Genomic DNA, 22,526 nt, shown 5'->3' on the forward strand with positions numbered 1-22,526 from the left:
AGAAAAGGAGGTATAAAGAAATGAAAACGATGCTGCTGAAAAATTTAGAGGAAGGTGCACCATTGGAAATTATTTATCTTTCAGACAAAGAAAAAATCTCACAGCGGCGAATATCCATTATTGCCATAAAAGACGGCTATATCCAGGCTTTTTGCTTTCTTCGCCACACAAAACGAACATTTAAGATTTCAAATATCCTTTCCGCCCGTTTGATTCCCTTCCCCTCTTAACCATTTAAATCATTTTTCGAATAGAAACAATCCTAAAAAAACAAATACCGGCTTTTTTCTTCGCAAGCCGGCAGCAATGGTCTATCCTATTAATTCTTCTTCTTGGCGGATGTCCTTTTCTTTATCCGTAAGAGATTCTTCATCATCCCTCATGCGATGGGCAAGCCTTGAAGCGGCACTCGCAGCAATGCTTGCGGCGATATTATTTATCACATGTCTCTTGGATATAAATGAAAACTCTGAATATAGCAGCATTATATAGATTTTTCACCAATAAAGAATAGATTAAAACTTCAGAGCATTGTCGTTTTAATCCTGAGACATTGTTTTTTGCATTGATTGTTCTCCAACACAACCATCATACTTTCGAAAAATCTCCGGAAGTTGTATTAAGGAATTTATTGTCAACAATTCACCCTTTGGTTCTATGTCTATTTTAATGTTGTTATAGCTCCACTCTAATTCTGATGGTATGTGAATAGCGTGTATACCATTTTCAAGAGCAGGCTTTATATCCGTCTTCAGGGAATTCCCAATCATCCAAGTGGTTTTAGGATCTGCTTTTATCATCTGAAGAACTTCTTTTAGTGCCTCAGTATTTTTGTGTTCGTAAATAAACACATTTTTTCCGAAATAAGCTTCTAATTCCAATTGAACAATTTTTCTAGTTTGGTTTTCCTTATCTCCACCCGTATACATATAAAGATTATGGCCCTCTTGTTGTAGGTCATTTAACACCTCATACATATATGGAAAAGGTTGTACCTCAATTTCAAATACTTGTTGACCAATCTTTCTAACTATATCGATTTTTTCTTGTTGAATTTTATGTTGATGTTTCTCACTATAAAAAATATATACAGATACAAGTGACTCTGGAAACCGAGAAGAATTAAGTCCATATTCAGAAATACTTTTTATATCAATTTCCAATTGTTTTTGTGTAATCTCTTCTCTGGTAATAAATGGAAACCAATCTTTGATTTGGTTTACAAAAGAGTTGATTGTAGCTCTAAAGTATTTATTACAATGAATGAGTGTATCATCTAAATCAAATATTAAATTCTGTTTTCCCATTTGCAACGTTCTCCTTGCTTTTTATAGAACTTAGTATTATTTTTTGTAATGAATAATATTTTTATGAACTTAACTTAATTGTATATTCTGATAGTTTTAAAAAACAGGCTTGTTGAAAAGGAATTAAATAAAAAAACTCAAGATTTAACTAATCTTTATCCGAGTCAGATTCTTTTCTCATCTTCCTTGTCAACCGTTCAATTCGTCCTTCATAACCACTCTTAGTTGTGTCTCGTTGACTATATTTTATTGCTAACTGTGATACTTCAATAGCAGCTTGATACTTGCCCTGTTTTTCGTAAATAATTGCTAATTGTTGAAATGCCGGAACCCTTGGCTCTACATTTGATTCTTTCATGTACTCCTGAATAAATTGAGGATATATCTCTATATCCTTCTTACAATATTCAATACACTTTTCTAGAGCATTAGGCCACTGTTCTCTACGCCTATAATATAATTTATAAAGGCCAAGGTATGTAAAATGTAAATCAACCATACTCTCAGTAATTTTCTCTGACTTTAAAAACAGGTTTTCCGCTTTCTCATCATCAACTTCATTCATAGCGTCCAGCCAAAGTTGGTTTCCATTCCGCTCATTGTTACCGGGATTAGGTATTGTTTTGTTAACATTTGTCGTGGCCTTTTTCTTGCTCTTTCCTAATAAAAAATCAAACAAACCCATTACCTATCATCCCTTTCATTTTTATAAAAAGAAGAAGGGTTCATCCCCTTCTTCTCGTCATTTTACACATTTGAATTAATAATATCCTCTATTTGTTCTTGATTTTGTTCAAAGCCGATTAACACTGTTTTCTTTAACGTAAGCAATCCCTTTTTCTCAAAGCTATGTTAAATAATATTGTTGAAAAACGAACATAAAACAAGGATCCTTGATGGGTCCTTGTTGAAATCCTTGTTGAAGGCTAAGATTCGTTTGTTTAAGTACATTTATTCACAAACTTTTATTGGTCGTTAATAACTAACATATTTGATTCATCGAATTCCCAGTCTTCGGCATAGGCAACTTCCCAATAGTAGCCATCTAGGTCAGTAAAATATCCTCCATAACCTCCCCAATCAGTTCTTTTAGGCTCTTTTTGTAGTTTTCCCCCTGCCAATACTGCCTTTTCTAAAACATCATCTACCTCTTCAACAGACTTAGCAACGTAAGCTAATGTTATTCCTGAAAACCCATTTGATATAGTAGGAGGATTGTCTTTATTTACATCTTTAGCAAGTTCATTTAAAGGGTACAAGGCTATTCTTGTCCCTTCATTTCTAAAGAAAATGATAAAAGGATTTGATTCTGAGCCCCTAATCGAGGTGTCAAAACCAAGTTCCTTAAAAAAATCATGAGATTTTACAATGTCCTTTGTACCAAGAGTTATTAGATTTAACCTATTCACATTTTCCCCTCCAAAAAATTATTAGGTATATTATTCTCCATCTTTATCCAACATCCTTTTTGCATTAATCTGACCCTTTAGTTGAACAAAGCTCATTAATATGTAAATGTAGATAACCTTAATTTACCATTAGTAGCAATGGTCGGGAATAAGCAGCTATTAACTATCATCTTACTAATAGTTGTAAAATCGTTTCGGAAACGGATTCCATCTAGAAACAGTAACCAGCTCAAATAATGGTCGAGGTATTTTGTTGCCACGCCATTAAACCGATTTATCCAGCCCTTAAAACGACTGTGATAACTAATTTACATTCTGAATATGATAAACCCCACGAACTCGTTCCTTACCATCTGATTTAGACCTATAATGCTCAAGTCTTTACAATCCAGTCAGGTTGGTCTTGAATAAATAGTGAGTGTAACTTTTTTCATTTCATCATTCCTGTCTCAATTTGCCAAGGATGCGAAAATAATACAAGGTACGTAGAAAGGTACACTTTCTCAAATTATTAATCACTATGGTTTTCAGTATGATTTCCACTCTTAACATCTGGTTCCGCAATGAACTGATCATAGATGATATATATGGCCATAACAACCAACATATATGCAATTGCAGCTGTTGCCCACTTTTTCAATGGGATATCTTCCTTTCAGCAGATTTAGTCATTTAATTTTACCCGTTGCAAACGAAGAGCATTCAACACTACAGATACAGAACTAAATCCATTGCTGCCCCAGCTACCACGGAGCAAGGAAACCTGCGGCCACATTATAGGATCTATTGAATGTGTTGATTGATTAACGAGAAGCTGGTTGTTTAATAAGGAAAATCCAAGAATAGCCCGAAACTCCACTAGCTGTTTAGGTTTTTAATTAAAGAATGCTTATTTCAGATGCTTCACAGCGTCAATCTCTATTTATATCCACCCGACTATATTATTTTCATAAAAAAACCGCAGTAAATGCGGTCAATGTGAAGGTGTCTGACTAGGCTCTCTTATAGAGTGCTTAATGCAATGAGGTGTATAAAAGCCATACTCCTGAAATACCATAAAGCTAACCCATTCCTTTATAGGTTAGTTTTTTCCTATGATGGCTAAGTGGATGCTTTTGTTAACAGGGTATTAGCTGCTTCTAGTAAATTTAACGATTGCTAATATAATACCAATTAGGAAAACAATAATACCGTTGCCTAAAATAACTAAACCTATAAAAGCAGCTCCCAGTGCCGCACCTTCTCCCGTTTCACCTGCGTTATGAGCCATCTTTACAAAAATAGAACCTGATAAAAACCCAATAACCGGTCCAAGTATTGATATACCCACACCACCTAACCATAAAGGTAATTTGTTTTTCTTGTACAATTGTATTGCTGCAACGTTTGAAATCAAAAGCACTGATAATAAGATTAACCAAATAAGTCCGTCTCCGCTCATATAGCACCTCTTAATTTAAGTATCACATAAATATTAGCATAATTTTACATATAAATATCCAAATTATGTATTTAATTTGCAACTGGTAAATATTATTTTAGGGAGTTTTTTTGTTGATAAACAAATTAAGGGTTGTACTTAAACTAATGGGTACTTAATTTAAAAAGAGGTATACCCGCCAGTGATATCCCCTCCAGATGAACCAATCAGAAAAACTGAAATTATGATGCCCCATGTGTAAACAGCGTTACCAAATGTTGGTGCTATTAGCCTTGTGGCTGTCATTTCTAAACCCATTATGAAAAAACTAATGACAAACAGTTTAAAAAACACTACTCTCTTCATACAATGCTCCACTCGTAGATTTTTCAGTTCACTTGTTAAGTGAAAATTATACAGTTTCTTTTTATACAAAAAGAACGCATTAAGTGATCTTTGCTTATCCGATCATTTGTTTCGCAGTGTCAAAAATAAGAAAAACAGCTCAAGGCTGGATTCTTTAGGGGGACAATCTTAAATGAATATTACAGTGCAAGAGGCGGTTTTTTCAAAATATACACAACGGGTACTTTTCTTGTAATATCCCATTTTTAAAAATTTTCACTATAAGATATTTTAAAACTCTGTATTAAATTATTCCCAATAACATTAATCCACCGGGGTTTTATTATTCCTTAACTTCAACTTTAACAATATCCTCAAACCTAATCTTTATTATGTAATAATCCTCTGTTTGCTTTTCCAAATATATTACTTTAAGTATCGGATCTAAACGATATACCAGCCCTTCGTAATGCCATTCATATCCATCTTCCCAAGTGGTTATCTTCACAATAAATGTGAATTCTATTGCGTAACATATCTTACTCTCAATTTTTTCAATCTGATACTCATCAAGAATCGGTTTAGTTTGTCGATAATAATCCTTTTTCAATTCATTTAGCATCTTCAAATGTTCAGGCATAATGAATGCTCCCTGCCATTTGATTTTCCCTCTGTCTTTTAGTCCCATAATATCACTCCTTATTTTATTATAGAACATTCGTTCTGTTTTATTCACAAAAAAAGAAAGTCCCAGTAGTGGAAACTTTTATTTAACTAATATATTCAACGAAAGATGGAATCCTCAATAAACCTGCCTTTGTATAGTTTCTGAATTTAACCCGACACTTTATTTGTGGTTCAATAAAAATGAATTTCTTGTCTTCATCCACAATGAAGTGTTGGTATTCCCGGTAGAATTGTTTCTTGGCATGAAGAGGCATAAACTCCAAAAGTCCGGCAGGCTTTAACCGATTCCCTTCTTCAATTGCCAATAGCAACCCGAATTCATCTTTCCTCAATCCGGTGATTACTGTGTCATTATACTGGTAATTGATGAACTTTAGCCAATCCTTTGAACGTTTATTAATTTGGTACTTGGAGTCAGCTCGTTTCTGAACAATACCTTCCAATCCATTCTGCTTCACTAATTCAAAATAGGCTGCCCCATTTCCATGAACCCATTGTACCTCAGCGATATGATTATCGTTTTCGATTAAGGATTGAAGCAGTGCTTTTCTTTCCAGCAAAGGAATATGTGTCACCTTCTTTCCTTCATGGTAAATCACATCAAATACACAATATTGAATATTATGTCCTGACTTCTTTGATAGGAATCTCTGCATCATAGCTTGAAAATCCGGCTTACCTTCTGTATCAGAAACGATAATCTCTCCATCCAAGATCGTGCCATCTGGGATATCCACTTTCTGCAATTCTGGGAACTTGGCTGTAACTTCATTGTTGTGCCGTGTATATAGCTTTACTTGATTATTAAACTTGGAAAGCATTAGTCGTATTCCGTTCAACTTTATGAGACATTCTTTTCAACAGATTGCCCTCACACCTTGAAAAACCAACAATCCTTCCATCTGTCTCGCAAACTGAAAAAGATTATGAACAGCTTTTGTATCTTCTTTGATTAGTTGTTTAAAACCAAATTCATCTATGTATGCTTCACCTTTTTCTCTATCCATATTTTCTGTTTCGCCATCAATTTGCAATCTTACTTCAGACAAGTTTTTCGCATCATTTTCGTTTGCTGACCTTATGATATAACGTAAATCGTGAACGTGAAATTCCTTTTCATTAACTCTCATTACAAACTCCTTCTTTCACTTATCTTCTTAAACAAACCTGCCCCTTTAGTTCAGTAAGAAAAGAGCCACTTCAATGGCCCGGCATAATTTAGGAATTATTCTTATTCATCTTATCTAAGGAGAAAAATAGTATAGAATTAAAAGCAAACAATACGGTTAAACCAATATTGAATCCTTGAAAGCTTCCTAAAATCCCCACTGTAAGAAAAGAAATTCCTGCTATAGCAAAACAAATTGCAGCAAATCTATAAAGTTTGTCATTATTAATTGGTATCAATCTCCTCATCGTTTTCATGGAAATTCCATATTATTCTAATTATTTGCATTGTAACATAAAATACTTGCAACTGAACTAACCTGCCCGTACGTTCAATAAGAAAAGCAGCCATAAATGAAAGATGGTCCGCAACCCTCTCCCCTGTTAGCTTAACAGAGTTGAGGAATATAGACTTACTACAGATTAGATTCAGCATTATTTCACTCCGGTACTCTGATAATGGTATTATAGCCTTTCTGAAAAAGATTTTTTAAAATGAAACCAAACTAGTGGCTAAAAACGACTTATTACTAGAAACAAAGAAAATGGAGGTACCCCATTTTGAAAAATGATATCAATTTGATGAACCGCATCCGCTTAGGGGATGAGAAGGCATTCAGCCAACTGGTTGAGGAATTTTTAGCATCTGCCTATAAAACTGCCTATTTGGTTCTACGGTCGAAAGAAATGGCAGAGGATGCCGTTCAAACTGCATTGGAAGACTGCTATATAAGTATTATGCGAAATAAAGAGATACGAAATTTTAAAGCTTGGTTTTATCGTCTTGTTTATCTTCGATCCATCGATCTCTATCGAAAAAACTCCCGGCAACAAGCGGGCAATATTGACGAAAATCCCGAAGCACTGGCGGCACTCAATTCTGCCTCCGCACAGCAGCAAGCCATCCAAAACGAGAATACTAAGGAGATGCTCGGTATGATTACCAGTTTAAATGAGGAGCAAAGTGTGCCGATGCTGCTTTACTATTATGAGGGGTTTTCGGTAAAGGAGATCAGTCTTATCCTAAATGAGAATCCAAACACAATTAAAACCCGACTTAGCCGTGGCAGGAAAAAGCTTGCCGAAATGATGCAAAAAAACAACGAATATCCCTTGGAGGTAAAAACCTATGGTGTCTAATAAAGAGAATATGCACAGGCACACCAATCTGGATCAGCTTCAGGTCCCAGTTTCTCTTGAAAACTTTACGAAAAAGCTGCCTCAACGTTATCAAAATGGTGAGTTTGATGACAGCCGCATCAATCAGGTTGACAGAGAATGGGGAGAGTATGAAAAAAGAACGAGGAAACAATGGAGTGCAGTGAAAAAATCAGCTGCAACCGTGTTGGCTGCCTCAGCCTGTTTTCTATTATTCATTGGTTCCGGCTTTGTATCGCCAACGATGGCCAAAATGGTCTCAAAGATTCCCCCGCTGAGTACTATTTATGATCGCTTTGATACACCAGTACAGCAGATTGAAAAGAACCTTAAAAAAGAAGGATTCCCGGTTAAACAAGTGGTCGAACATGTAGGTGGCAGCAAGGAAGGTGTTTATATTTTTCTTGATACTTCAAAAGAACAGGTAGAGGAAATGAAAGAAGGCGTTGAAAAAACTGCTTTCAACATAATTAACAGTAACCAATATAAGGGTACAATTTATGAAGATTATTATGTGGAGGTAAAACAACATAAAGAGCCTTCGCAGGAATGGAAAGAAGAAGATGCCCGTAATCAAAAGGAATGGGATGAACTAGCACAAATAGTTGAGCCGATCCTGAAATTTCACGATTACAAGCAATCATGGGGAGGCGGACAGAACACGGTTCATCTCGAATTCCCCAATACAGAAAGCCCCGAAAAAATTGCTGAAATTGAAAAAAACATAACCGATGCTTTGAAAGCAGCCGGCAAGGACAACGTAAAGATAGAACGTCGTATTTTTAACTTGGCAAAGGAACAGCAGTACCAGCGGTGGGGAAATGCAATTTCCGGTATAGCGGGCGAATTAAAAATGTACAAAAAATACAAAGTTTCTAGTGTCGGCTATAAGAGTCTAAAGGGAGAGATGATGCAAATCCACATTGGCATTAAACTCCCAAGTACCGACCCGAAAGCAGCAGTGCTGGCAGCTGACCTTCGAACCATGATTGAAGAGTTTATCCATACTGACGAGATCTGGAACCAAGTAAAGCAAGACGATGGCCATTATGAAATCATCATTAAGGGTAAGGATAAAAAAATCATTACTGAATAAACGGAAAAAATTAGGGACCAATTCTTTGAGTTGGTCTTTTTCTGTTGCATTCCAATCTTTGACTCTTGCACCCGTTACTTTAAGTACACTATTTCACAATCTACTCTAAGAAGTTTAATAAAAACATGCCTAATATTCTTTGCTATAATTAAACACAGATAATTGTGGTAGGACTGAGGTGAATCAAAATGTTTTGGGCTCCATTATTTGAAAATGATGTACCACCAGTAGCACTCTTCTGCTCTTAATGGCGTGAAGGTGACTACATCTCTCCGTTAGGGGCATTCTCGACCTAAACAAAATACGGAGGGTACAAAAAAGTGAAAAACACCTTATTGGGTTCTTTATATTTAATTTTAGCTTCAAGTATTTGGGGCGGCATGTACGTTGTTGTTAAAGTTGTAGTATCGGTCATACCTCCACTGGAACTTGTGTGGATGCGTTATTTAGTGGCGATTGTCTCACTTCTCGTAATAGGCTTTATAACAAGACAAAAATGGCGAATTGAAAAACGTTATGTCTTAATAATCATAGCCATAGGAATTATAGGTAATGCCATTTCAATTGTTGCTCAGGAAACTGGTACTATGCTATCCACAGCACAAATGGGAGCCATTATAACTTCTTCAACACCAACATTTATGGTTATTTTTGCTCGCCTAATCCTTAAAGAACGGATGACCTTAAAAAAGGGAATCTCAGTTTGTTTAGCGACAATTGGAGTGCTTCTCATTGTTGGTATTAGTGATGTGAATATGTCCAGTACACTTGGAGGTATTGCCCTACTTATTGCAGCTTTAACTTGGGCACTCATGTCTGTACTTGTAAAGCTTTTGCCGAGTGATTATTCACAAATTGTGGTAACGACCTATTCCATCTCGGTAGCATTAGTCGTGGTGACTCCTTTTGTATTGCCACGCTTGCACGAAATTAATATCTCTCAACTGACCCACCCGACCATTTGGGGAGGAATATTGTATTTGGGTATTGTCTCAACAGCAGGTGGATTTCTATTATGGAATCGTGGATTACAAATGCTTAACGCCTCAAGTGGAGGAATATTTTTCTTTTTTCAACCTATGGTTGGAACAATACTTGGATGGCTTATTCTGGGAGAGACCATAGGTATAACATTTTGGATAGGCTCTATTCTAATTCTCACAGGTGTTTTATTCGTTATCATAGAGAAAAAATAGTATTAAAAACCCCTTCACTGTATTTGAAGGGGTTTTGATTCATTTTTCCTAAAAAAAGTTCTCTGTTCTCTTGAGCTGACCTGCCCCATTAGCACAATAGAAAAAGCCGTTTCATGAAGGCTCTTACTCCAGAGAACGAACCTGTAGTGAAAAAGGATAACAATATAACGGAATATATTTGATATCCTATTCAAACACTTACGAAACTATCCTTTATCACCAAATCATGTACTGCCTGCTGTAAAGTACCAAAAATATGTATTAGAGATAAATCGGCTCAGAGCTGAACAACACTTTGGACAATTTCGGGTCTTATTCCTGTTACAATAGAACGAACACCAAGCAAACCAAGTATTGCACTAGTTTCAAACAGACATTGGATTACCATTGCATCAAGTTCATAGATGCCTGAAAAATCGCTAATTAAAGTATGGACATTCTGTTCCTGTACTTTTAAAGGCACATGTTTTAAAATATAATTCGCTCTTTCAGAATTAATAGAACCTACTAGGGTAACACAGCGACCCCTTCCAATATAGGGACGACTGGAGCTGATAGTGTGTTAATTTCTTTGGACACTTTTTCGAGTGTTCTTTCGATTTCTTTACGCTCTGTTATATCCCTGACGACAGATTGAATCGCTTTTTTATCCTCATACAAAACAGGAGTACAACTTGTTTCTACATCAACTAGTGAACTATCAAACCGTCTTAATTGTTTTTCGATAATTCCAGTTGGTTTATTTTCATCAAGGATCGATTTTGCGTGCCTTTCTGTCAGCTCTCTATACTCCTCGGGTACGATATCGAATACAGATTACCGATAGCTTCCTCACTGGAAGCAGCCCGTAAAAAGTCTACTCCTGCAGGGTTTATATACTTAAATTTCCCATCTTGTTGAATAATAATTGCCTCCGTGGACGATTCAACGATTTGACGATACAATTTTTCATCCGTATTATTTCCCACGAAAAATCCTTCACTCCTTACCAAAAACTATAAGTTTCAACTAAGAACATTAAACAATAAGTGAATAATTATTGTATTTGTCTCCCTTATCTGTGCTTATTAGTTGAAAAATCCGTCTTCAACTAACCTGCCCGTTACTTTAAGTACATTTTTTCACAATCTCTTCTAAAATGTAACATAGATATCCAATATTTCTTTTATAGGTGTTGTTCCACAATCTGGCCCTAAAATGAAATAAGCGCTGATCCTTGTTTTAGGAAAGCGCCCTTTAGTTGAATAAAACTTCTGTAATTATTCCTTATTTTAATTTTTAAAATGGCTTATCAAGGTTCGATAAGCCACTTTTATACATATTGTATTATTTTGATAATGCGGTTTTTATATGAGCTAAGTGATGCTCTTCGTGCCAAGCTAATTTTGCAACTTTTGTTGCAACTGTTATTATACCGTTTATCTGGTGAGTAAAAGCTCGATTTAATTGCTCTTCAGTTAAACTATGTCCTAAAGATACAATGCGCTCATTTATACCTTCTAACATTATAATAGAACTTTCTACAGGAAGCTTTGTATCCGGTTGAATAGCCCACTTTTCTTCATTAAAAGCTGGTACTGTTGGATTCTCATCTGTTAAAGCCAGCTTCAAACGTTGATACATGTTCAACTGAGAATCTGCAATGTGATGAACAAGTTGACGAACTGTCCAGCTACCTTCACGGTAAGTTCTGCTTAATTCCTCATCACTTAATGAGTCGACAGTTTCTCTTAATCGAATCGTGTAAGTTTCGATTTCCTTTAGCCATTCATGAATATTTTCTAATGTTACTTTTTCAGGAACTTGTAGTTTCCCAATTGGGTATCTTACATCCATTTTCAGTCCCCTTTTCCCTATTCGTTATTTCTTTTACTTATTTATTATTACATAATGATTGTGTACGAATCACTCCATAAATCTGTTCAAAATGATTTAAATCATGATCCGCAAAATTCTTCATATATTCATATCCTAAAGATATTGTTCCATACTATTATGTATTTCGGTATTAACGTTTAAAAACCCTGTCTTTTTCTATATCTTTTCTAGCCCTCTTTATTAATAACTATTTCCATTCTCTGTTTTACCACTACCTTATGATATGGTTCACCGAAATTAATATAACCCTGTTTATAATATAGGGACAATCCATTGTTCAACAATCTCGCCCGTTTGCGGAAGACTGAACTTATTGAAAATCAATCTAATTTTGATTCCAAAAAAATATGTTTTTTTATCTTTGATCATCTAGAAGGTATGAAGTGGTAAACAGTCTGTCATTCATTGGTACACTTTTTGTCATTCATTGGTAAAAACCATGTCAAGGATGGTACATTTCATTGGCTGTAATCAGCCTTAATTTTATTAATCTACTTAAACCAAACCAAAGAATATCACTCATGAAATAAAAAGTTAACTAGAAATTAAAATCATCTAAAATACTTTTGTTCTTTTCTTGTCCTGTATTAGATGCAAGCTCTGATAAAGACACTCCACTTATTAATATAATTTCAACTGGTAAAACAAGAACATCAGTGGTGGATGAATTCTTTTTAAAGACTTTTAACGACCCAGCTGATGGCTACAAAAAATTTGACGAATATAGTGCGGAAAGAGTTCACGCAAATGAAAAGGTTATTCCTCAAGGCTCCCCCTCCCCCTCTTAACTAAAAATTGTATTGATTACCATAATTTTATATTATTTATAAATTTTATCCAAGAATTACGTCTTTTTGGACAAAAATAAAAACACCTTATTAACTTGGTGTCATCAAGATAGTTCTATTGTTAATCCCTACATATGCATTAATATCCCTACATTAATATATAAACCATATCATCTAGAAATGTGTGGACCTTGTCCGATTTTTTTGTATCGAGATCCCTGATGATCCCGATCTTATATTTATCGAGGTGTCCGAATGTTGTGACGGCAATGCTTCCATATCCTAACACGGCCCCGAACGCAATCGTTTCATCGACACCGAACAACCCTTCATCTGATTCAACAATACTTTGAAGAGGCTCGGATAGTTTCTTTTGTTCCGCCAGCCTGTCTAATTCCACCCCGACTAGAATGGCATGCTGGATTTCCCTTTTCACCAGGACCTTTTCTACACTGACTATGCAATCATCCAATGTGAGTCCCTCGTTATATGGAAATTGCATTTCATAAACGATTTCCGCAATCGATTCAATACTGACGCCCCTGTCTTCCAAAGCATGCTTTGCTGCCTTTGTAACTTCCCTGCTGTGAACTCGGTTATGTGACATTTCTACAACTCCTTTAGAAGAAACTACCTGTGTTCTTCCATATTATAACACGGCTCTTCCTTCGCACCTTCCAAAAAAACAGTCTTTTTTCAAAATTCAAAATCCAAGGACAAGAAAAACAGTCCTTAGTATGCTAGAATAAGCGGGTAAACCGATATTTTGATAGTTGAGGTGGTTCGATGAACAGCATACCTAAGGGCACCATAAAGGAATATAAATTAGACAGCCTGGAACTAGAGGAAGAAATGGAGTTATTGGTTTATCTGCCTGCCAATTTTTCGCCTTTGAATAAACATACGGTCTTAATCGCCCAGGATGGGCGTGATTATTTTCAGCTTGGCCGGATCGGGAGGGTTGCCGATCAGCTTGCAAATGAGGGGCAAATCGGCAACTTAATCATTGTCGGCATTCCGTATCGAGATGTTCATGACCGGCGCAGCAAGTATCATCCGTCGGGCGAAAAGCATACTTCTTACATACGCTTTCTGGCCCATGAGCTTGTGCCATTCATTGATCAAGAATTCCCTACATACCATATGGGTTTGGGCCGTGCCTTAATTGGAGATTCCTTAGGGGCAACGGTATCTCTGCTGGCCGCTGTGCAATATCCGAATACATTTGGAAAATGTATTATGCAATCCCCGCTTGTCAATGAAGCAGTAGAGAAAGCAGTAAAGGACTTCGAACACCCACAACTGCTCGAGATATACCATATCGTTGGCAAAGAGGAGACTGAGGTCCCGACTACAGACGGAGGAATAGCGAATTTCATTGAGCCGAACCGCGGGTTAAGCAATTTGTTCAAGGAAAAAGGGTTTTCCTATTTTTATGATGAATTTGATGGAAATCACACATGGAAATATTGGCAGCCGGATTTGAAACGGGCATTAAAGCATATCTTTTAAAGAGTTACGCCTATATTGTGATAGGAATAAGTTCCATAAAATTACTTGTTTTCCATGAAACTTTGTTATAATTTAATTGATCGCTTTTTTTAGCAATGACTTTTTTACATAGGAGGCAGGAAGATGAAATATGGTGTGGCAATTTTTCCATCTAAAACGCTTCAAGATAAAGCTAATTCTTACCGGAAACGGTATGATCCGCATTATGCACTAATTCCTCCCCATATTACGCTAAAGGGGCCATTTGAAGCCAGTGATTCAGAAATCAAAACAATTTCAGAAAAGCTGGAACAAATAGCTTTGGATTGTAAACCTTTTACATTGAATGTATTAAAAGTAAGCTCCTTCAAGCCGGCTAATAATACAATCTACTTTAAACTGGAATTGACGCCAGAAATCGAAAGACTCCATCATGCGCTCAACAGTAAGGACTTCTTTGAGGATAAATCTGAATATGCTTTTGTTCCTCATATTACGATCGGGCAAAAGCTTTCAAATGATGAACACTCGGATGTTTTTGGACAGCTGGCGATGGTGGATGTGGCACATGAAGAGCAAGTGGACCGGATCCATTTATTGTACCAGCTGGAAAATGGTTCATGGACCGTATATGACACATTTACATTAGGAGAGGAATAAATAGAGTGAACGTAAAAATCGCAGCCTCTAAAGAAGAACGTGAAGATGCCTATTCCGTACGGACCAAAGTATTCATTGATGAACAAAATGTGCCTGAAGAAGAAGAAATCGACCGGTTTGAAGATGAGTCCACCCATTTTGTTTTATATGATGATTCCCATTCTCCGATCGGAGCCGGCCGTTTTCGCCTGTTAGACGGCCTCGGAAAAGTTGAACGCATTTGTGTTCTTTCTTCCGCACGGCAAAACGGGGCAGGTGCTGCCATAATGGAAGCCATTCATGATTTCGCAGCATCCAAAGGCATAAAGAAATTCAAACTAAATGCACAAGTCCATGCAATCCCTTTTTATGAAAAGTTAGGTTACGAGGCTATTTCGGATGAATTCCTCGATGCGGGCATTCCCCACAAAACAATGGTAAAAGAAACCGAATAGACTTATTTGTCCAAGAGTCCTGAATCAGTGTGAACACGTCTCCCGCTGACTCGGGGCTTTTTGTATATATGGGCATGACCAACTGCTCCGCTCCCTAAATTCCACACCTGCCCCAAACCATTTCACCTTTGGTTACATAGTCTAATATAAGAAAAATGAAGGAGGGATAATGATGGACCACAAGGGATCCGACATGGAGGAAACCCAGAAAAAGATGATGGAATTGTTAGTTTCCCGCACCTTGCGGAAGCATGGCGTCAAAAAAGGAAAAGCCAATCTTACCGAAGAAGAAAAAGAGCACCTTAGAAGCACAATCGAATTATTACGAAAACAAGTCAACGAATTTACCGGTAAAACAAACGTGACAGAACATGATGTAAACCCGCACACAAATGTGTACGAAGATAATAGGACCGAGCCTGAGATCGAGCCTGAGATTGAGCAGCCTAAAGCCCCGCGCATTAACAGACTGGCACAGAGAAGGAAAAATAGGCGATTGGAGTGATATTTTCGTCCAAACATAGTTACCCGGCCAGCATAGCTTAATAGTGAATAAACTTAAAGGAGGATAATTATGAATCAAGAGGTTTATAATAGCAAGTTTGATCACCACTGTGATCACCATGAAAAAAGATGGTCTGCCCTAGATCCGCATTCCCACCACCCAATGTCCCATTTCTGTAATGACGATGACATTAGAATAGAGCAGGAAGCAATTCAAAAAACTTCAGAATTTCAGCTGTCTGAAGAACTGATCTATATCAAGGATTCCTGTGAAGTAAATGTTAACTCCGTTGACATTAAAGCAGCCCTTTCCTTGCAGGCAGCTCTGCAAGCAGCAATCGCCATTGTCATCAGCGTTTCCATCCTGGATGGCGACCGGGCCGAAAAAATCACCCAAGAATTGCTTCAGACTACTAAAATCACCCAAATTACGCGGCAAAAAACAATCATTGAAAACTCTAGGGGCATTGATGTCCACACTACTGACGGACAATTTGCCGCAAGCATCCAGGCATTGTTCCAGCTACTGGTTGCACTGATTGTAGACATCGATATCCTGTAATCAGAAAAGGACACGGAAAGTGTCCTTTTCTTTTTAACTTATATCGTCTGATTAAAGTATCCGCCCTTGCCTGTCAATTCGGCCTTCATTTTGGAAATAAGGTGTTCAGGGATTCTGTTTTTCATAGAGTGATTCATAAATATTGCTGGCAAAGCTTTTGAAGCCTTTTTGGTCTCAACCGGTTCTTTCATTTCAATTGCAGCCGTTTGCCTGTCAAGTTCCTCCATGAAAGTGATGGGCATAATGGGATTTACCCCTTGTACAACTTTTTGCGGCTGTTTTTCGGCACTTACTGTGCGGTTCGCATATTGAATATACTCAAATTGATTGGCTGGAAGTATGTATCCCATCATAATCCCCCTCTTTTCTCTTCAAGGTTCATCATTTTCCCTATACCCAATTTGTTAATTGCCTAAACACGGAATTTATACTCTTTTTGTTTAGTATATGTTCTGTTATCATGAAGATTGCCTAATTGTAAAGAAAGCTCGATTGGCGATCCTTGAAAAGACAAGGAAAGAGGGGCAGTTGCCCTTAACTGAATCCCCAAGTTATATATTTTCTTAAGTGTAATTAGAATTGAGGTAATTTTAATGAATGCAGCAAAAACAGCAAACGGAATCGTCCGCCTTGACGCTATGCCAGAAGATCAGCTGCAAGCTATATATGAGAAAGGGAGGCGCGGGGAACTATCCTGCCCTTATTGCACCAACGCCGTAAAACTGTATATCGGGATTCATGAACCACCCCATTTTAGGCATACATCCCCATCAGCTGTTTGTGGGCCGTCCTTGCAGGAGGAAGTTGTGCAGGACGATACAAAAACTGAAAACCAAGAGGCTTATAAAGGCCAAAATGGGTTCAGGCTCCCGGTACGAAAAAGTATTACCGTGCCATCCGAAAAAACGGTACCTTATATCAAAAGCAGGCCGATCAAGGGAAATCCCCCCTTTTCGGAAAAACTTCCGGTATCCCACACCAAAGACGATACATACTTTTCGTTACTCCGTGAAAACGGCATTATTCTTGATGAACAGCAATTGGCAGCGGCCGCCTCAATCCATGGACCACTGCTTGTTCTGTCAGGTGCCGGCAGCGGCAAAACCAGGGTGTTGACTGTAAGGACCGCTTATATGCTTACTGAGGAAAAAATCGCCCCGAAATCCATCATGCTGGTTACCTTTACGGCGAAGGCCGCGAAAGAAATGCAGGACCGGCTGCTTTCATACCCAAAAATCACAGCGTCTGACGTAAATCAATTGGTAAGCGGGACTTTCCACAGCATTTTCTATAAAATCCTGATTTTCCACGAGCCAGAGAAGTGGCAGCGGAACCTGTTGTTAAAATGGGATTGGGAAAAAGAGAAGATCATTAAGGCTGCCGGGCGCGAATATGGGCTTGACGAAAAGGAGTTTGCCTATGACAACGCCCTGCAGCAGATTGGGCTATGGAAAAATTCGCTGGTTTTTCCCGATGATATTAAACCGGCCGCCGATGAATGGGAGTCTGCCTGCGCCTATTTGTACAAAAAATATGAAGAATATAAGCGGGATTCGATGATGTACGATTTCGATGATATGCTCGTGGGCTGTTATACCCTTTTCAAGGAGCAGCCAACATTGCTTGAAAAATACAGGAAGAGGTTTCAATACTTTTTGGTCGATGAGTTCCAGGATATTAATAAAGTTCAATATGAATTGATTAAAATCCTTTCTTCTGGAACAAAAAATGTGTGTGTGGTCGGTGACGATGATCAGGCCATCTATTCATTTCGCGGCAGCGACCCAGCTTTCATTTTAAATTTCAAAAAGGATTTTCCTGAGACAAAAGTGGTCAAGCTTACGGAAAATTATCGGTCGGCACATGAGATTGTAGCAACAGCAAACCGCATAATAAGACAGAACAAGAGCAGGATGGACAAAACCATGGCCGCGCAGCACAATTTCAGCGATCCACCCGTTTTATTTTATCCTTATGACGAGGAATTGGAAGCCACGATGATTGTTACGGATATACAGGAGAAAATCGCCCAGGGGGCCAGTCCTGGTAATTTCGCGGTGCTTTACCGGACCCATTCTATGTCACGCTCGATTTTTGAACGGCTAGCTTCCTCTTCTTTGCCTTTCGTGATTGAACGTGATGCCGAATCCTTTTATGAGCGCCGTATTGTAAGAGGAATGCTTGCTTTTTTGCGGTTAAGCATGCATCCCGAAGACCCAAAAGCCGCTACAGAAATATTGGCTTCACTGTTTTTAAGGCAAACTGTCCTTCAGGAAATGAAAGCCCAGACAATTTTGCAGGATTGTGATTTTATCGATGCCTTTTCCTATATAAAAACTGGCCATTCCTTCCAGGAGAGAAAGCTTAAAGCTCTGCCGAATAAAATTCGCGCGTTGAAGAATGTCGACCCGCTTGTCGCCCTTGAAAGGATCGAGAAAGACCTGGGGTACCATGATTTCGTGAAAAAACGGGGAAATGAAGGAAATATCGAGAAGGGCTCCGATGATATCCGCGATCTTAAAGTTGCGGCAAGAAGATTCGAAACGGTAAGGGAATTTCTTGAACATGCCGACCATATGATTGCCATGAACAAGGAAGTGAAACAGTTGTCCAAGCATTTTGCAGATGCCATTCATCTGACAACCATCCATCGTTCAAAAGGGCTGGAATACAAAAATGTGTATGTATTGGCCGCTGTGGAGGGAAGCCTTCCTCATGATTTTGCCCTCGATGCCTTTCGAAATGGGGAACTTGCCCCATTGGAAGAAGAGCGCAGGCTGATGTATGTGGCTGCTACCCGGGCGAGCCATGGCCTGTATTTTTCTGTTTTGAGGACAAGAAGGGGAAGAACCGCCTATCCCTCACGTTTTTTAAAAATATAGAAAAAAAGAAACGGGGCATTCTCCTCCCCCGTTTCTTTTCTGCTGTTTTATTTATTATTCAGCATTTTTGAGAGGGTCCCGAAATCCAGCTGCTTGCCATCTTTGATGATCGATTGGACAATCTGGTCTTCCGTCTCCTTGCTTACAGGTTTATTCGCCATTTTTGAAACGCTTTTGATCACATTTCGGACAGTTGCTTCGTCTTTAAAATTTGCTCCCTGCAGAGAGTTCGCCAATTCGAAAATATCCTTCATGTTAACGCCGGTTTTTTTTTCCATATTTTTAAAGAAGTGATTATCCATGCTAAGCCCTCCTTCTCTGTATTCCTATCTTATGTCAAAGGAACCGATTGGTGAAAAATTGCCCGCACAAAAAAATGGAATGGGTTTACCCATTCCATCCTTTATTAGCAGAAGGAAGCACCAACAATGATTAACAAGATGAACAATACAACAATCAAAACAAAACCGTGGCCGCCATATCCTGCACCAGCTACAGGAGCGCCATAACCATATCCGCCGTAGCCACCGCATCCGCATCCGAACATAACATTTCACCTCGCTTTTCGCTTAGGTTACTTTAACATATGTGAGTGTGCGGACATGTGTATAGGCTTCTTGCCTATACACATGTACCTTTTTATTTGGCAAGCTGGTCCATTGCCGTTACCAATCAGCCGCATGGGAATATAAAGTAAGCTAAAAAACCATGACATGATTAAATATCCTCATTCTGATCCCAGGAAGTAAGCCACATCAGCTCGATCTGTTAGCTGAAGCAATTGGAGAAGATTATTCGGCCTTGCTGTGATCAGCCCTTAGGCCTGAAAACAAGTGCACCGATAAATCCGAAAATGATTGCAGCGGAAATGCCTGCACTGGTTACCTCAAACATTCCTGTGACGACACCGACGATGCCGTGCTTTTCTGCTTCCTGCATGGCCCCGTGTACAAGGGAATTCCCAAAAGAAGTAATCGGGACGGTAGCTCCAGCACCGGCAAAATCCATCAACGGCTCGTATAGTCCGAGGCCATCAAGGACAGCCCCGATGACAACAAGCAAACTTAATGTATGGGCAGGCGTAAGCTTAGCCACATCAAACAAAAGCTGCCCGATCACACAAATGATGCCTCCAACCACGAAAGCCCAAAAAAACATGGGTAGCATGCAAGCTCCTCCTTTTTGACTTATTTGTTTTCATATTCAAGTGCGACTGCATGTGCAATGCATGGAATAGACTCTTTTTGCTGATACGATAGCGGCGACAAAAGAGCGCCTGTCGCAATCATCAAAATTCTTTTATAAGTCCCCTTCTTCATTTCATTAAGCAAGTGACCATATAGAACCGTTGCGGAACAGCCAGCGCCGCTTCCTCCTGATTGTACCGGCTGGTCTTCCTTATAAATCATGATTCCGCAATCCTTGAATTGCTCTTCCCGCAAGGATAGCCCTTTTTGAGAGAGAAGGTCCAGTGTAGTCGCCCGGCCTATTTTCCCTAAATCACCTGTTACGATTAAGTCATAGTGATCAGGCTTTATGCCGAGGTCATGGAAATGCGCCATAATCGTATCTGTTGCTGCAGGTGCCATGGCCCCTCCCATATTGAATGGATCTTTAAGGCCCATATCGACAACTTTCCCGATTGTAGCTGCAGTAATTGAGACACTGGAATTTGTCCTGTTCTCCTGGTTCGTGACAACGGCCATTCCCGCACCTGTAATTGTCCATTGGGCGGTTGGCGGCTTCTGGCTCCCATACTCTGTAGGATAACGAAATTGTTTTTCAACCGCTGCATTATGGCTGGAAGCCCCTGTCAAAACATAACGGGCCCCGTTGTTATTGACCAGGAAAGCTGATAATGCGAGTCCCTCCATCGAAGTGGAGCATGCCCCGAAAAGCCCAAAATAAGGAAGGCCTATTCCTCTGGCGGCGAAGCTGGTCGGCGAGATTTGATTAATTAAATCCCCTGCCAGGAAAAATTGGATATCTTCTTTCTGGATGTTGCCTTTCTCGATCGCTTTCTCGGCCGCCTCTTCGATCAGTACCTTATGTGCTTTTTCATAACTATCCTCCCCGATCCACAAATCATCATGAAGGATATCAAAATCATCAGCAAGATTTCCTTTTGCTTCAAATGGCCCGCCTGAAACCCCGGTAGAAAGGATGGCGGGTTTATTCTCGAACGTCCACGATTGTTTTCCAGTAAGCATCGTCATCCTCCTAACTGGATAAAAATTGTCTTAATCAGAGCGACTACAAAAGCTGAAAAGACGCCAAAAACGATAACCGATCCCGCAAGTTTGAAGATATTGCCTCCAACACCCAGTACATAGCCTTCTGAGCGGTGTTCAATCGCAGCAGAAATAACAGCATTGCCAAATCCCGTTACAGGAACAGCGCTTCCGGCTCCTCCGAACTGAGCCAAGCGGTCATACACCCCAAACCCGGTTAGCAGAAGGGCAAAAAACACCATGGTAGCGGTAGTTGGATTTCCGGCTGTTTGTTCCGTGAAATTGAAAAAATAAATATAAAAATACATCACAGCCTGTCCGATCGCACAAATAATGCCTCCTACAAGAAAAGCCCTAAGGCAATTTTTTAATACAGGCCGTTGTGTCTCGTGTTTTCCTTGAAGCTGTTTATAAGCCTTTTGGGCTGCGTTGTCGTTTGTTTGATTCGCCATGTTAGCTGACCTTCCCCTCTTACGTCATTTCCTTTTGCAATGACTCGATATCTTTAAACTTTTTCTTTGCCTTTTCCTTTGGAACATCCTGGTCCATCAACATCTCATTCAGCCTTACTGTTTCCAGGAATATTTTATAATCACTTGAAACAATAAATTCATTGTCTTTAAACCTTTTTTTAAGATGGGTGTTCACTTCTTTTTCAATTTTTTTCATCTGAAACCGCCGCATGTGGTTCACCTTATACGCTACAAGCACTTTCTTGCCATTTTGCACGACCGCGACATCATATATGCCATCTATCCCGGCCACTTCTTTTTTTACTTTCTCCGGTAATCCATCCTTTTGATATGTAGTGCTGCGCACATCCAAGGCAGGAGGATCCGTCTGTTGTATTAGCGCCGTGCCTTCTTTCATTCTTTCTTCATTCCCGCAACCCGCAGCAACAAGAAGGATCACAAACTGAATCAGAAGAAAATATACTGCTTTGAAATGTTTTCCCGGCATGTTGTTCACATCCTATTTGTGTTCTGAATATAGTTTTTTGTATATCATTGATTTTTATGAATGACATATTTTCCCCTAATGGTTTTTAAATGTTTTTTTACGAAGCTTTGTTAAATAATATTGTTGATAAATGACCATAAAATAAAGACCCCATTTGGGGTACTTGTTTTAAATCTTTATTGAAGAATAGCACTCGTGAGTTAAACGAATTTAAGCAGATCACTTGTCACATAATTTCCGATCCAATCACGAGAAATATTTGGTAATAAAATCGTCAGCAAAGCGATCACAATCGTCCTCGTGCTGTTGTGTTAGATTGCCCATGTCTACCCCTTGTTCTTTTTGAACTGA

General features: G+C 38.7%; 29 protein-coding genes and 3 pseudogenes. 11 read left to right on the plus strand and 21 right to left on the minus strand.

The window, feature by feature from the left end:
* Positions 1-20: 20 nt before the first annotated feature.
* A complete protein-coding gene (locus D0466_RS00980) occupies positions 21-230 on the plus strand; it encodes a hypothetical protein (RefSeq protein WP_117320687.1) in 210 nt (69 codons plus the stop codon).
* A gap of 81 nt (positions 231-311) precedes the next feature.
* On the opposite strand, the gene D0466_RS23250 is transcribed toward D0466_RS00980, so the two are convergent.
* The 9 genes and pseudogenes from D0466_RS23250 to D0466_RS01025 all read right to left on the minus strand — a co-directional run.
* Positions 312-443: a hypothetical protein gene (locus D0466_RS23250; RefSeq protein WP_267897363.1), complete on the minus strand. Its 132-nt coding sequence runs from the start codon at positions 441-443 to the stop codon at positions 312-314.
* 96 nt (positions 444-539) lie between these two features.
* Positions 540-1,307, minus strand: coding sequence for an HAD family hydrolase (locus tag D0466_RS00985; protein WP_117320688.1), 768 nt, complete (start codon positions 1,305-1,307; stop codon positions 540-542).
* A 148-nt stretch (positions 1,308-1,455) separates the two neighbouring features.
* Positions 1,456-1,992: a tetratricopeptide repeat protein gene (locus D0466_RS00990; protein WP_117320689.1), complete on the minus strand. Its 537-nt coding sequence runs from the start codon at positions 1,990-1,992 to the stop codon at positions 1,456-1,458.
* 280 nt (positions 1,993-2,272) lie between these two features.
* The gene (locus D0466_RS00995; RefSeq protein WP_117320690.1) at positions 2,273-2,716 is read right to left on the minus strand and encodes a VOC family protein; all 444 of its coding nucleotides are present in this window, start codon (positions 2,714-2,716) and stop codon (positions 2,273-2,275) included.
* Positions 2,717-2,811: 95 nt separating this feature from the next.
* A pseudogene (locus tag D0466_RS01000) lies at positions 2,812-3,094 on the minus strand (IS1595 family transposase); the annotation flags it as partial.
* A 751-nt stretch (positions 3,095-3,845) separates the two neighbouring features.
* Positions 3,846-4,157 carry an ABC transporter permease gene (locus D0466_RS01005; RefSeq protein ID WP_117320691.1) on the minus strand — a complete coding sequence of 104 codons (312 nt, stop codon included), beginning with the start codon at positions 4,155-4,157 and terminating at the stop codon, positions 3,846-3,848.
* 667 nt (positions 4,158-4,824) lie between these two features.
* Positions 4,825-5,169, minus strand: a complete 345-nt coding sequence (locus D0466_RS01015; protein WP_158555771.1) for a YolD-like family protein — start codon at positions 5,167-5,169, stop codon at positions 4,825-4,827.
* An 82-nt stretch (positions 5,170-5,251) separates the two neighbouring features.
* Entirely contained in the window at positions 5,252-5,989 is a 738-nt protein-coding gene (locus tag D0466_RS01020; protein ID WP_117320693.1) for an ATP-dependent DNA ligase, read from the minus strand.
* A gap of 13 nt (positions 5,990-6,002) precedes the next feature.
* Positions 6,003-6,298 (minus strand): annotated as a pseudogene (locus D0466_RS01025) (GNAT family N-acetyltransferase); the annotation flags it as partial.
* 598 nt (positions 6,299-6,896) lie between these two features.
* Here D0466_RS01025 and D0466_RS01035 point away from each other — a divergent pair.
* The 3 genes from D0466_RS01035 (at position 6,897) to D0466_RS01045 (ending at position 9,785) form a co-directional block, all read left to right on the plus strand.
* Positions 6,897-7,475 carry an RNA polymerase sigma factor gene (locus tag D0466_RS01035; protein ID WP_117320695.1) on the plus strand — a complete coding sequence of 193 codons (579 nt, stop codon included), beginning with the start codon at positions 6,897-6,899 and terminating at the stop codon, positions 7,473-7,475.
* Complete coding sequence (locus D0466_RS01040; protein ID WP_117320696.1) at positions 7,465-8,589, plus strand: DUF4179 domain-containing protein; 1,125 nt, start codon at positions 7,465-7,467, stop codon at positions 8,587-8,589. The genes D0466_RS01035 and D0466_RS01040 overlap by 11 nt, the downstream gene beginning before the upstream one ends.
* A gap of 320 nt (positions 8,590-8,909) precedes the next feature.
* Entirely contained in the window at positions 8,910-9,785 is an 876-nt protein-coding gene (locus D0466_RS01045) for a DMT family transporter (RefSeq protein ID WP_117320697.1), read from the plus strand.
* Positions 9,786-10,062: 277 nt separating this feature from the next.
* Here the strand turns inward: D0466_RS01045 and D0466_RS23535 are convergent, their stop codons facing one another.
* The 4 genes from D0466_RS23535 to D0466_RS01065 all read right to left on the minus strand — a co-directional run bounded on the left by D0466_RS23535 (position 10,063) and on the right by D0466_RS01065 (position 11,621).
* Positions 10,063-10,248, minus strand: a complete 186-nt coding sequence (locus D0466_RS23535) for an STAS domain-containing protein (RefSeq protein WP_407675591.1) — start codon at positions 10,246-10,248, stop codon at positions 10,063-10,065.
* A gap of 44 nt (positions 10,249-10,292) precedes the next feature.
* Positions 10,293-10,589: a PAS domain S-box protein gene (locus D0466_RS01055; RefSeq protein ID WP_117320699.1), complete on the minus strand. Its 297-nt coding sequence runs from the start codon at positions 10,587-10,589 to the stop codon at positions 10,293-10,295.
* Entirely contained in the window at positions 10,562-10,753 is a 192-nt protein-coding gene (locus tag D0466_RS01060; RefSeq protein WP_158555772.1) for a PAS domain-containing protein, read from the minus strand. The genes D0466_RS01055 and D0466_RS01060 overlap by 28 nt, the downstream gene beginning before the upstream one ends.
* Positions 10,754-11,111: 358 nt before the next feature.
* A complete protein-coding gene (locus D0466_RS01065) occupies positions 11,112-11,621 on the minus strand; it encodes a YfiT family bacillithiol transferase (protein WP_117320701.1) in 510 nt (169 codons plus the stop codon).
* Between the two features lie 608 nt (positions 11,622-12,229).
* Here D0466_RS01065 and D0466_RS22710 point away from each other — a divergent pair.
* Positions 12,230-12,451, plus strand: coding sequence for a hypothetical protein (locus tag D0466_RS22710; protein WP_233522487.1), 222 nt, complete (start codon positions 12,230-12,232; stop codon positions 12,449-12,451).
* Positions 12,452-12,614: 163 nt separating this feature from the next.
* Here D0466_RS22710 and D0466_RS01070 read toward each other — a convergent pair.
* A pseudogene (locus tag D0466_RS01070) lies at positions 12,615-13,058 on the minus strand (phosphatidylglycerophosphatase A family protein); the annotation flags it as partial.
* A 179-nt stretch (positions 13,059-13,237) separates the two neighbouring features.
* On the opposite strand from D0466_RS01070, the gene D0466_RS01075 reads away from it, so the two are divergent.
* From D0466_RS01075 to D0466_RS01095, 5 genes are all read left to right on the plus strand, one after another.
* Positions 13,238-13,963: an alpha/beta hydrolase gene (locus D0466_RS01075; protein ID WP_117320703.1), complete on the plus strand. Its 726-nt coding sequence runs from the start codon at positions 13,238-13,240 to the stop codon at positions 13,961-13,963.
* A 123-nt stretch (positions 13,964-14,086) separates the two neighbouring features.
* Positions 14,087-14,602: a YjcG family protein gene (locus tag D0466_RS01080; RefSeq protein ID WP_117320704.1), complete on the plus strand. Its 516-nt coding sequence runs from the start codon at positions 14,087-14,089 to the stop codon at positions 14,600-14,602.
* A gap of 5 nt (positions 14,603-14,607) precedes the next feature.
* Complete coding sequence (locus tag D0466_RS01085) at positions 14,608-15,036, plus strand: GNAT family N-acetyltransferase (protein WP_117320705.1); 429 nt, start codon at positions 14,608-14,610, stop codon at positions 15,034-15,036.
* A 169-nt stretch (positions 15,037-15,205) separates the two neighbouring features.
* A complete protein-coding gene (locus D0466_RS01090) occupies positions 15,206-15,541 on the plus strand; it encodes a hypothetical protein (RefSeq protein ID WP_142919867.1) in 336 nt (111 codons plus the stop codon).
* A gap of 69 nt (positions 15,542-15,610) precedes the next feature.
* Entirely contained in the window at positions 15,611-16,102 is a 492-nt protein-coding gene (locus D0466_RS01095) for a spore coat protein (RefSeq protein WP_117320707.1), read from the plus strand.
* Positions 16,103-16,140: 38 nt separating this feature from the next.
* Here D0466_RS01095 and D0466_RS01100 read toward each other — a convergent pair whose 3' ends face one another.
* On the minus strand, positions 16,141-16,455 hold the full coding sequence (locus tag D0466_RS01100; protein WP_142919868.1) for a hypothetical protein: 315 nt from the start codon (positions 16,453-16,455) through the stop codon (positions 16,141-16,143).
* 240 nt (positions 16,456-16,695) lie between these two features.
* On the opposite strand from D0466_RS01100, the gene D0466_RS01105 reads away from it, so the two are divergent.
* Positions 16,696-18,984, plus strand: a complete 2,289-nt coding sequence (locus D0466_RS01105; protein ID WP_117320709.1) for a UvrD-helicase domain-containing protein — start codon at positions 16,696-16,698, stop codon at positions 18,982-18,984.
* 47 nt (positions 18,985-19,031) lie between these two features.
* On the opposite strand, the gene D0466_RS01110 is transcribed toward D0466_RS01105, so the two are convergent.
* From D0466_RS01110 to D0466_RS01135, 6 genes are all read right to left on the minus strand, one after another.
* The gene (locus tag D0466_RS01110) at positions 19,032-19,286 is read right to left on the minus strand and encodes a stage VI sporulation protein F (protein WP_117320710.1); all 255 of its coding nucleotides are present in this window, start codon (positions 19,284-19,286) and stop codon (positions 19,032-19,034) included.
* Between the two features lie 104 nt (positions 19,287-19,390).
* Entirely contained in the window at positions 19,391-19,531 is a 141-nt protein-coding gene (locus D0466_RS01115; protein ID WP_117320711.1) for a YjcZ family sporulation protein, read from the minus strand.
* Between the two features lie 263 nt (positions 19,532-19,794).
* Entirely contained in the window at positions 19,795-20,151 is a 357-nt protein-coding gene (gene spoVAE / locus D0466_RS01120) for a stage V sporulation protein AE (RefSeq protein ID WP_117320712.1), read from the minus strand.
* A gap of 20 nt (positions 20,152-20,171) precedes the next feature.
* Positions 20,172-21,194, minus strand: coding sequence for a stage V sporulation protein AD (gene spoVAD / locus D0466_RS01125; protein ID WP_117320713.1), 1,023 nt, complete (start codon positions 21,192-21,194; stop codon positions 20,172-20,174).
* Between the two features lie 2 nt (positions 21,195-21,196).
* Positions 21,197-21,667, minus strand: coding sequence for a stage V sporulation protein AC (spoVAC, locus tag D0466_RS01130; RefSeq protein ID WP_117320714.1), 471 nt, complete (start codon positions 21,665-21,667; stop codon positions 21,197-21,199).
* A 19-nt stretch (positions 21,668-21,686) separates the two neighbouring features.
* A complete protein-coding gene (locus D0466_RS01135) occupies positions 21,687-22,175 on the minus strand; it encodes a YhcN/YlaJ family sporulation lipoprotein (RefSeq protein ID WP_117320715.1) in 489 nt (162 codons plus the stop codon).
* Positions 22,176-22,526 lie beyond the last annotated feature (351 nt).

The sequence above is a fragment of the Peribacillus glennii genome, assembly GCF_003429105.1.
Lineage (GTDB): Bacteria > Bacillota > Bacilli > Bacillales > DSM-1321 > Peribacillus > Peribacillus glennii.

Bases quoted from the DNA above. Each gene is read 5' to 3' on its own strand.
- D0466_RS01075 (WP_117320703.1), top strand. From the start codon at position 13,238: ATGAACAGCATACCTAAGGGCACCATAAAGGAATATAAATTAGACAGC.
- D0466_RS01040 (WP_117320696.1), top strand. From the start codon at position 7,465: ATGGTGTCTAATAAAGAGAATATGCACAGGCACACCAATCTGGATCAG.
- D0466_RS00990 (WP_117320689.1), bottom strand. From the start codon at position 1,992: ATGGGTTTGTTTGATTTTTTATTAGGAAAGAGCAAGAAAAAGGCCACG.
- spoVAE (WP_117320712.1), bottom strand. From the start codon at position 20,151: ATGCTACCCATGTTTTTTTGGGCTTTCGTGGTTGGAGGCATCATTTGT.
- D0466_RS01080 (WP_117320704.1), top strand. From the start codon at position 14,087: ATGAAATATGGTGTGGCAATTTTTCCATCTAAAACGCTTCAAGATAAA.
- D0466_RS01065 (WP_117320701.1), bottom strand. From the start codon at position 11,621: ATGGATGTAAGATACCCAATTGGGAAACTACAAGTTCCTGAAAAAGTA.
- D0466_RS00980 (WP_117320687.1), top strand. From the start codon at position 21: ATGAAAACGATGCTGCTGAAAAATTTAGAGGAAGGTGCACCATTGGAA.
- D0466_RS01135 (WP_117320715.1), bottom strand. From the start codon at position 22,175: ATGCCGGGAAAACATTTCAAAGCAGTATATTTTCTTCTGATTCAGTTT.
- D0466_RS01110 (WP_117320710.1), bottom strand. From the start codon at position 19,286: ATGGATAATCACTTCTTTAAAAATATGGAAAAAAAAACCGGCGTTAAC.
- D0466_RS01095 (WP_117320707.1), top strand. From the start codon at position 15,611: ATGAATCAAGAGGTTTATAATAGCAAGTTTGATCACCACTGTGATCAC.
- spoVAC (WP_117320714.1), bottom strand. From the start codon at position 21,667: ATGGCGAATCAAACAAACGACAACGCAGCCCAAAAGGCTTATAAACAG.
- D0466_RS01090 (WP_142919867.1), top strand. From the start codon at position 15,206: ATGATGGACCACAAGGGATCCGACATGGAGGAAACCCAGAAAAAGATG.
- D0466_RS01020 (WP_117320693.1), bottom strand. From the start codon at position 5,989: ATGCTTTCCAAGTTTAATAATCAAGTAAAGCTATATACACGGCACAAC.
- D0466_RS01115 (WP_117320711.1), bottom strand. From the start codon at position 19,531: ATGTTCGGATGCGGATGCGGTGGCTACGGCGGATATGGTTATGGCGCT.
- D0466_RS01105 (WP_117320709.1), top strand. From the start codon at position 16,696: ATGAATGCAGCAAAAACAGCAAACGGAATCGTCCGCCTTGACGCTATG.
- spoVAD (WP_117320713.1), bottom strand. From the start codon at position 21,194: ATGCTTACTGGAAAACAATCGTGGACGTTCGAGAATAAACCCGCCATC.
- D0466_RS01005 (WP_117320691.1), bottom strand. From the start codon at position 4,157: ATGAGCGGAGACGGACTTATTTGGTTAATCTTATTATCAGTGCTTTTG.
- D0466_RS00985 (WP_117320688.1), bottom strand. From the start codon at position 1,307: ATGGGAAAACAGAATTTAATATTTGATTTAGATGATACACTCATTCAT.
- D0466_RS01100 (WP_142919868.1), bottom strand. From the start codon at position 16,455: ATGATGGGATACATACTTCCAGCCAATCAATTTGAGTATATTCAATAT.
- D0466_RS01015 (WP_158555771.1), bottom strand. From the start codon at position 5,169: ATGGGACTAAAAGACAGAGGGAAAATCAAATGGCAGGGAGCATTCATT.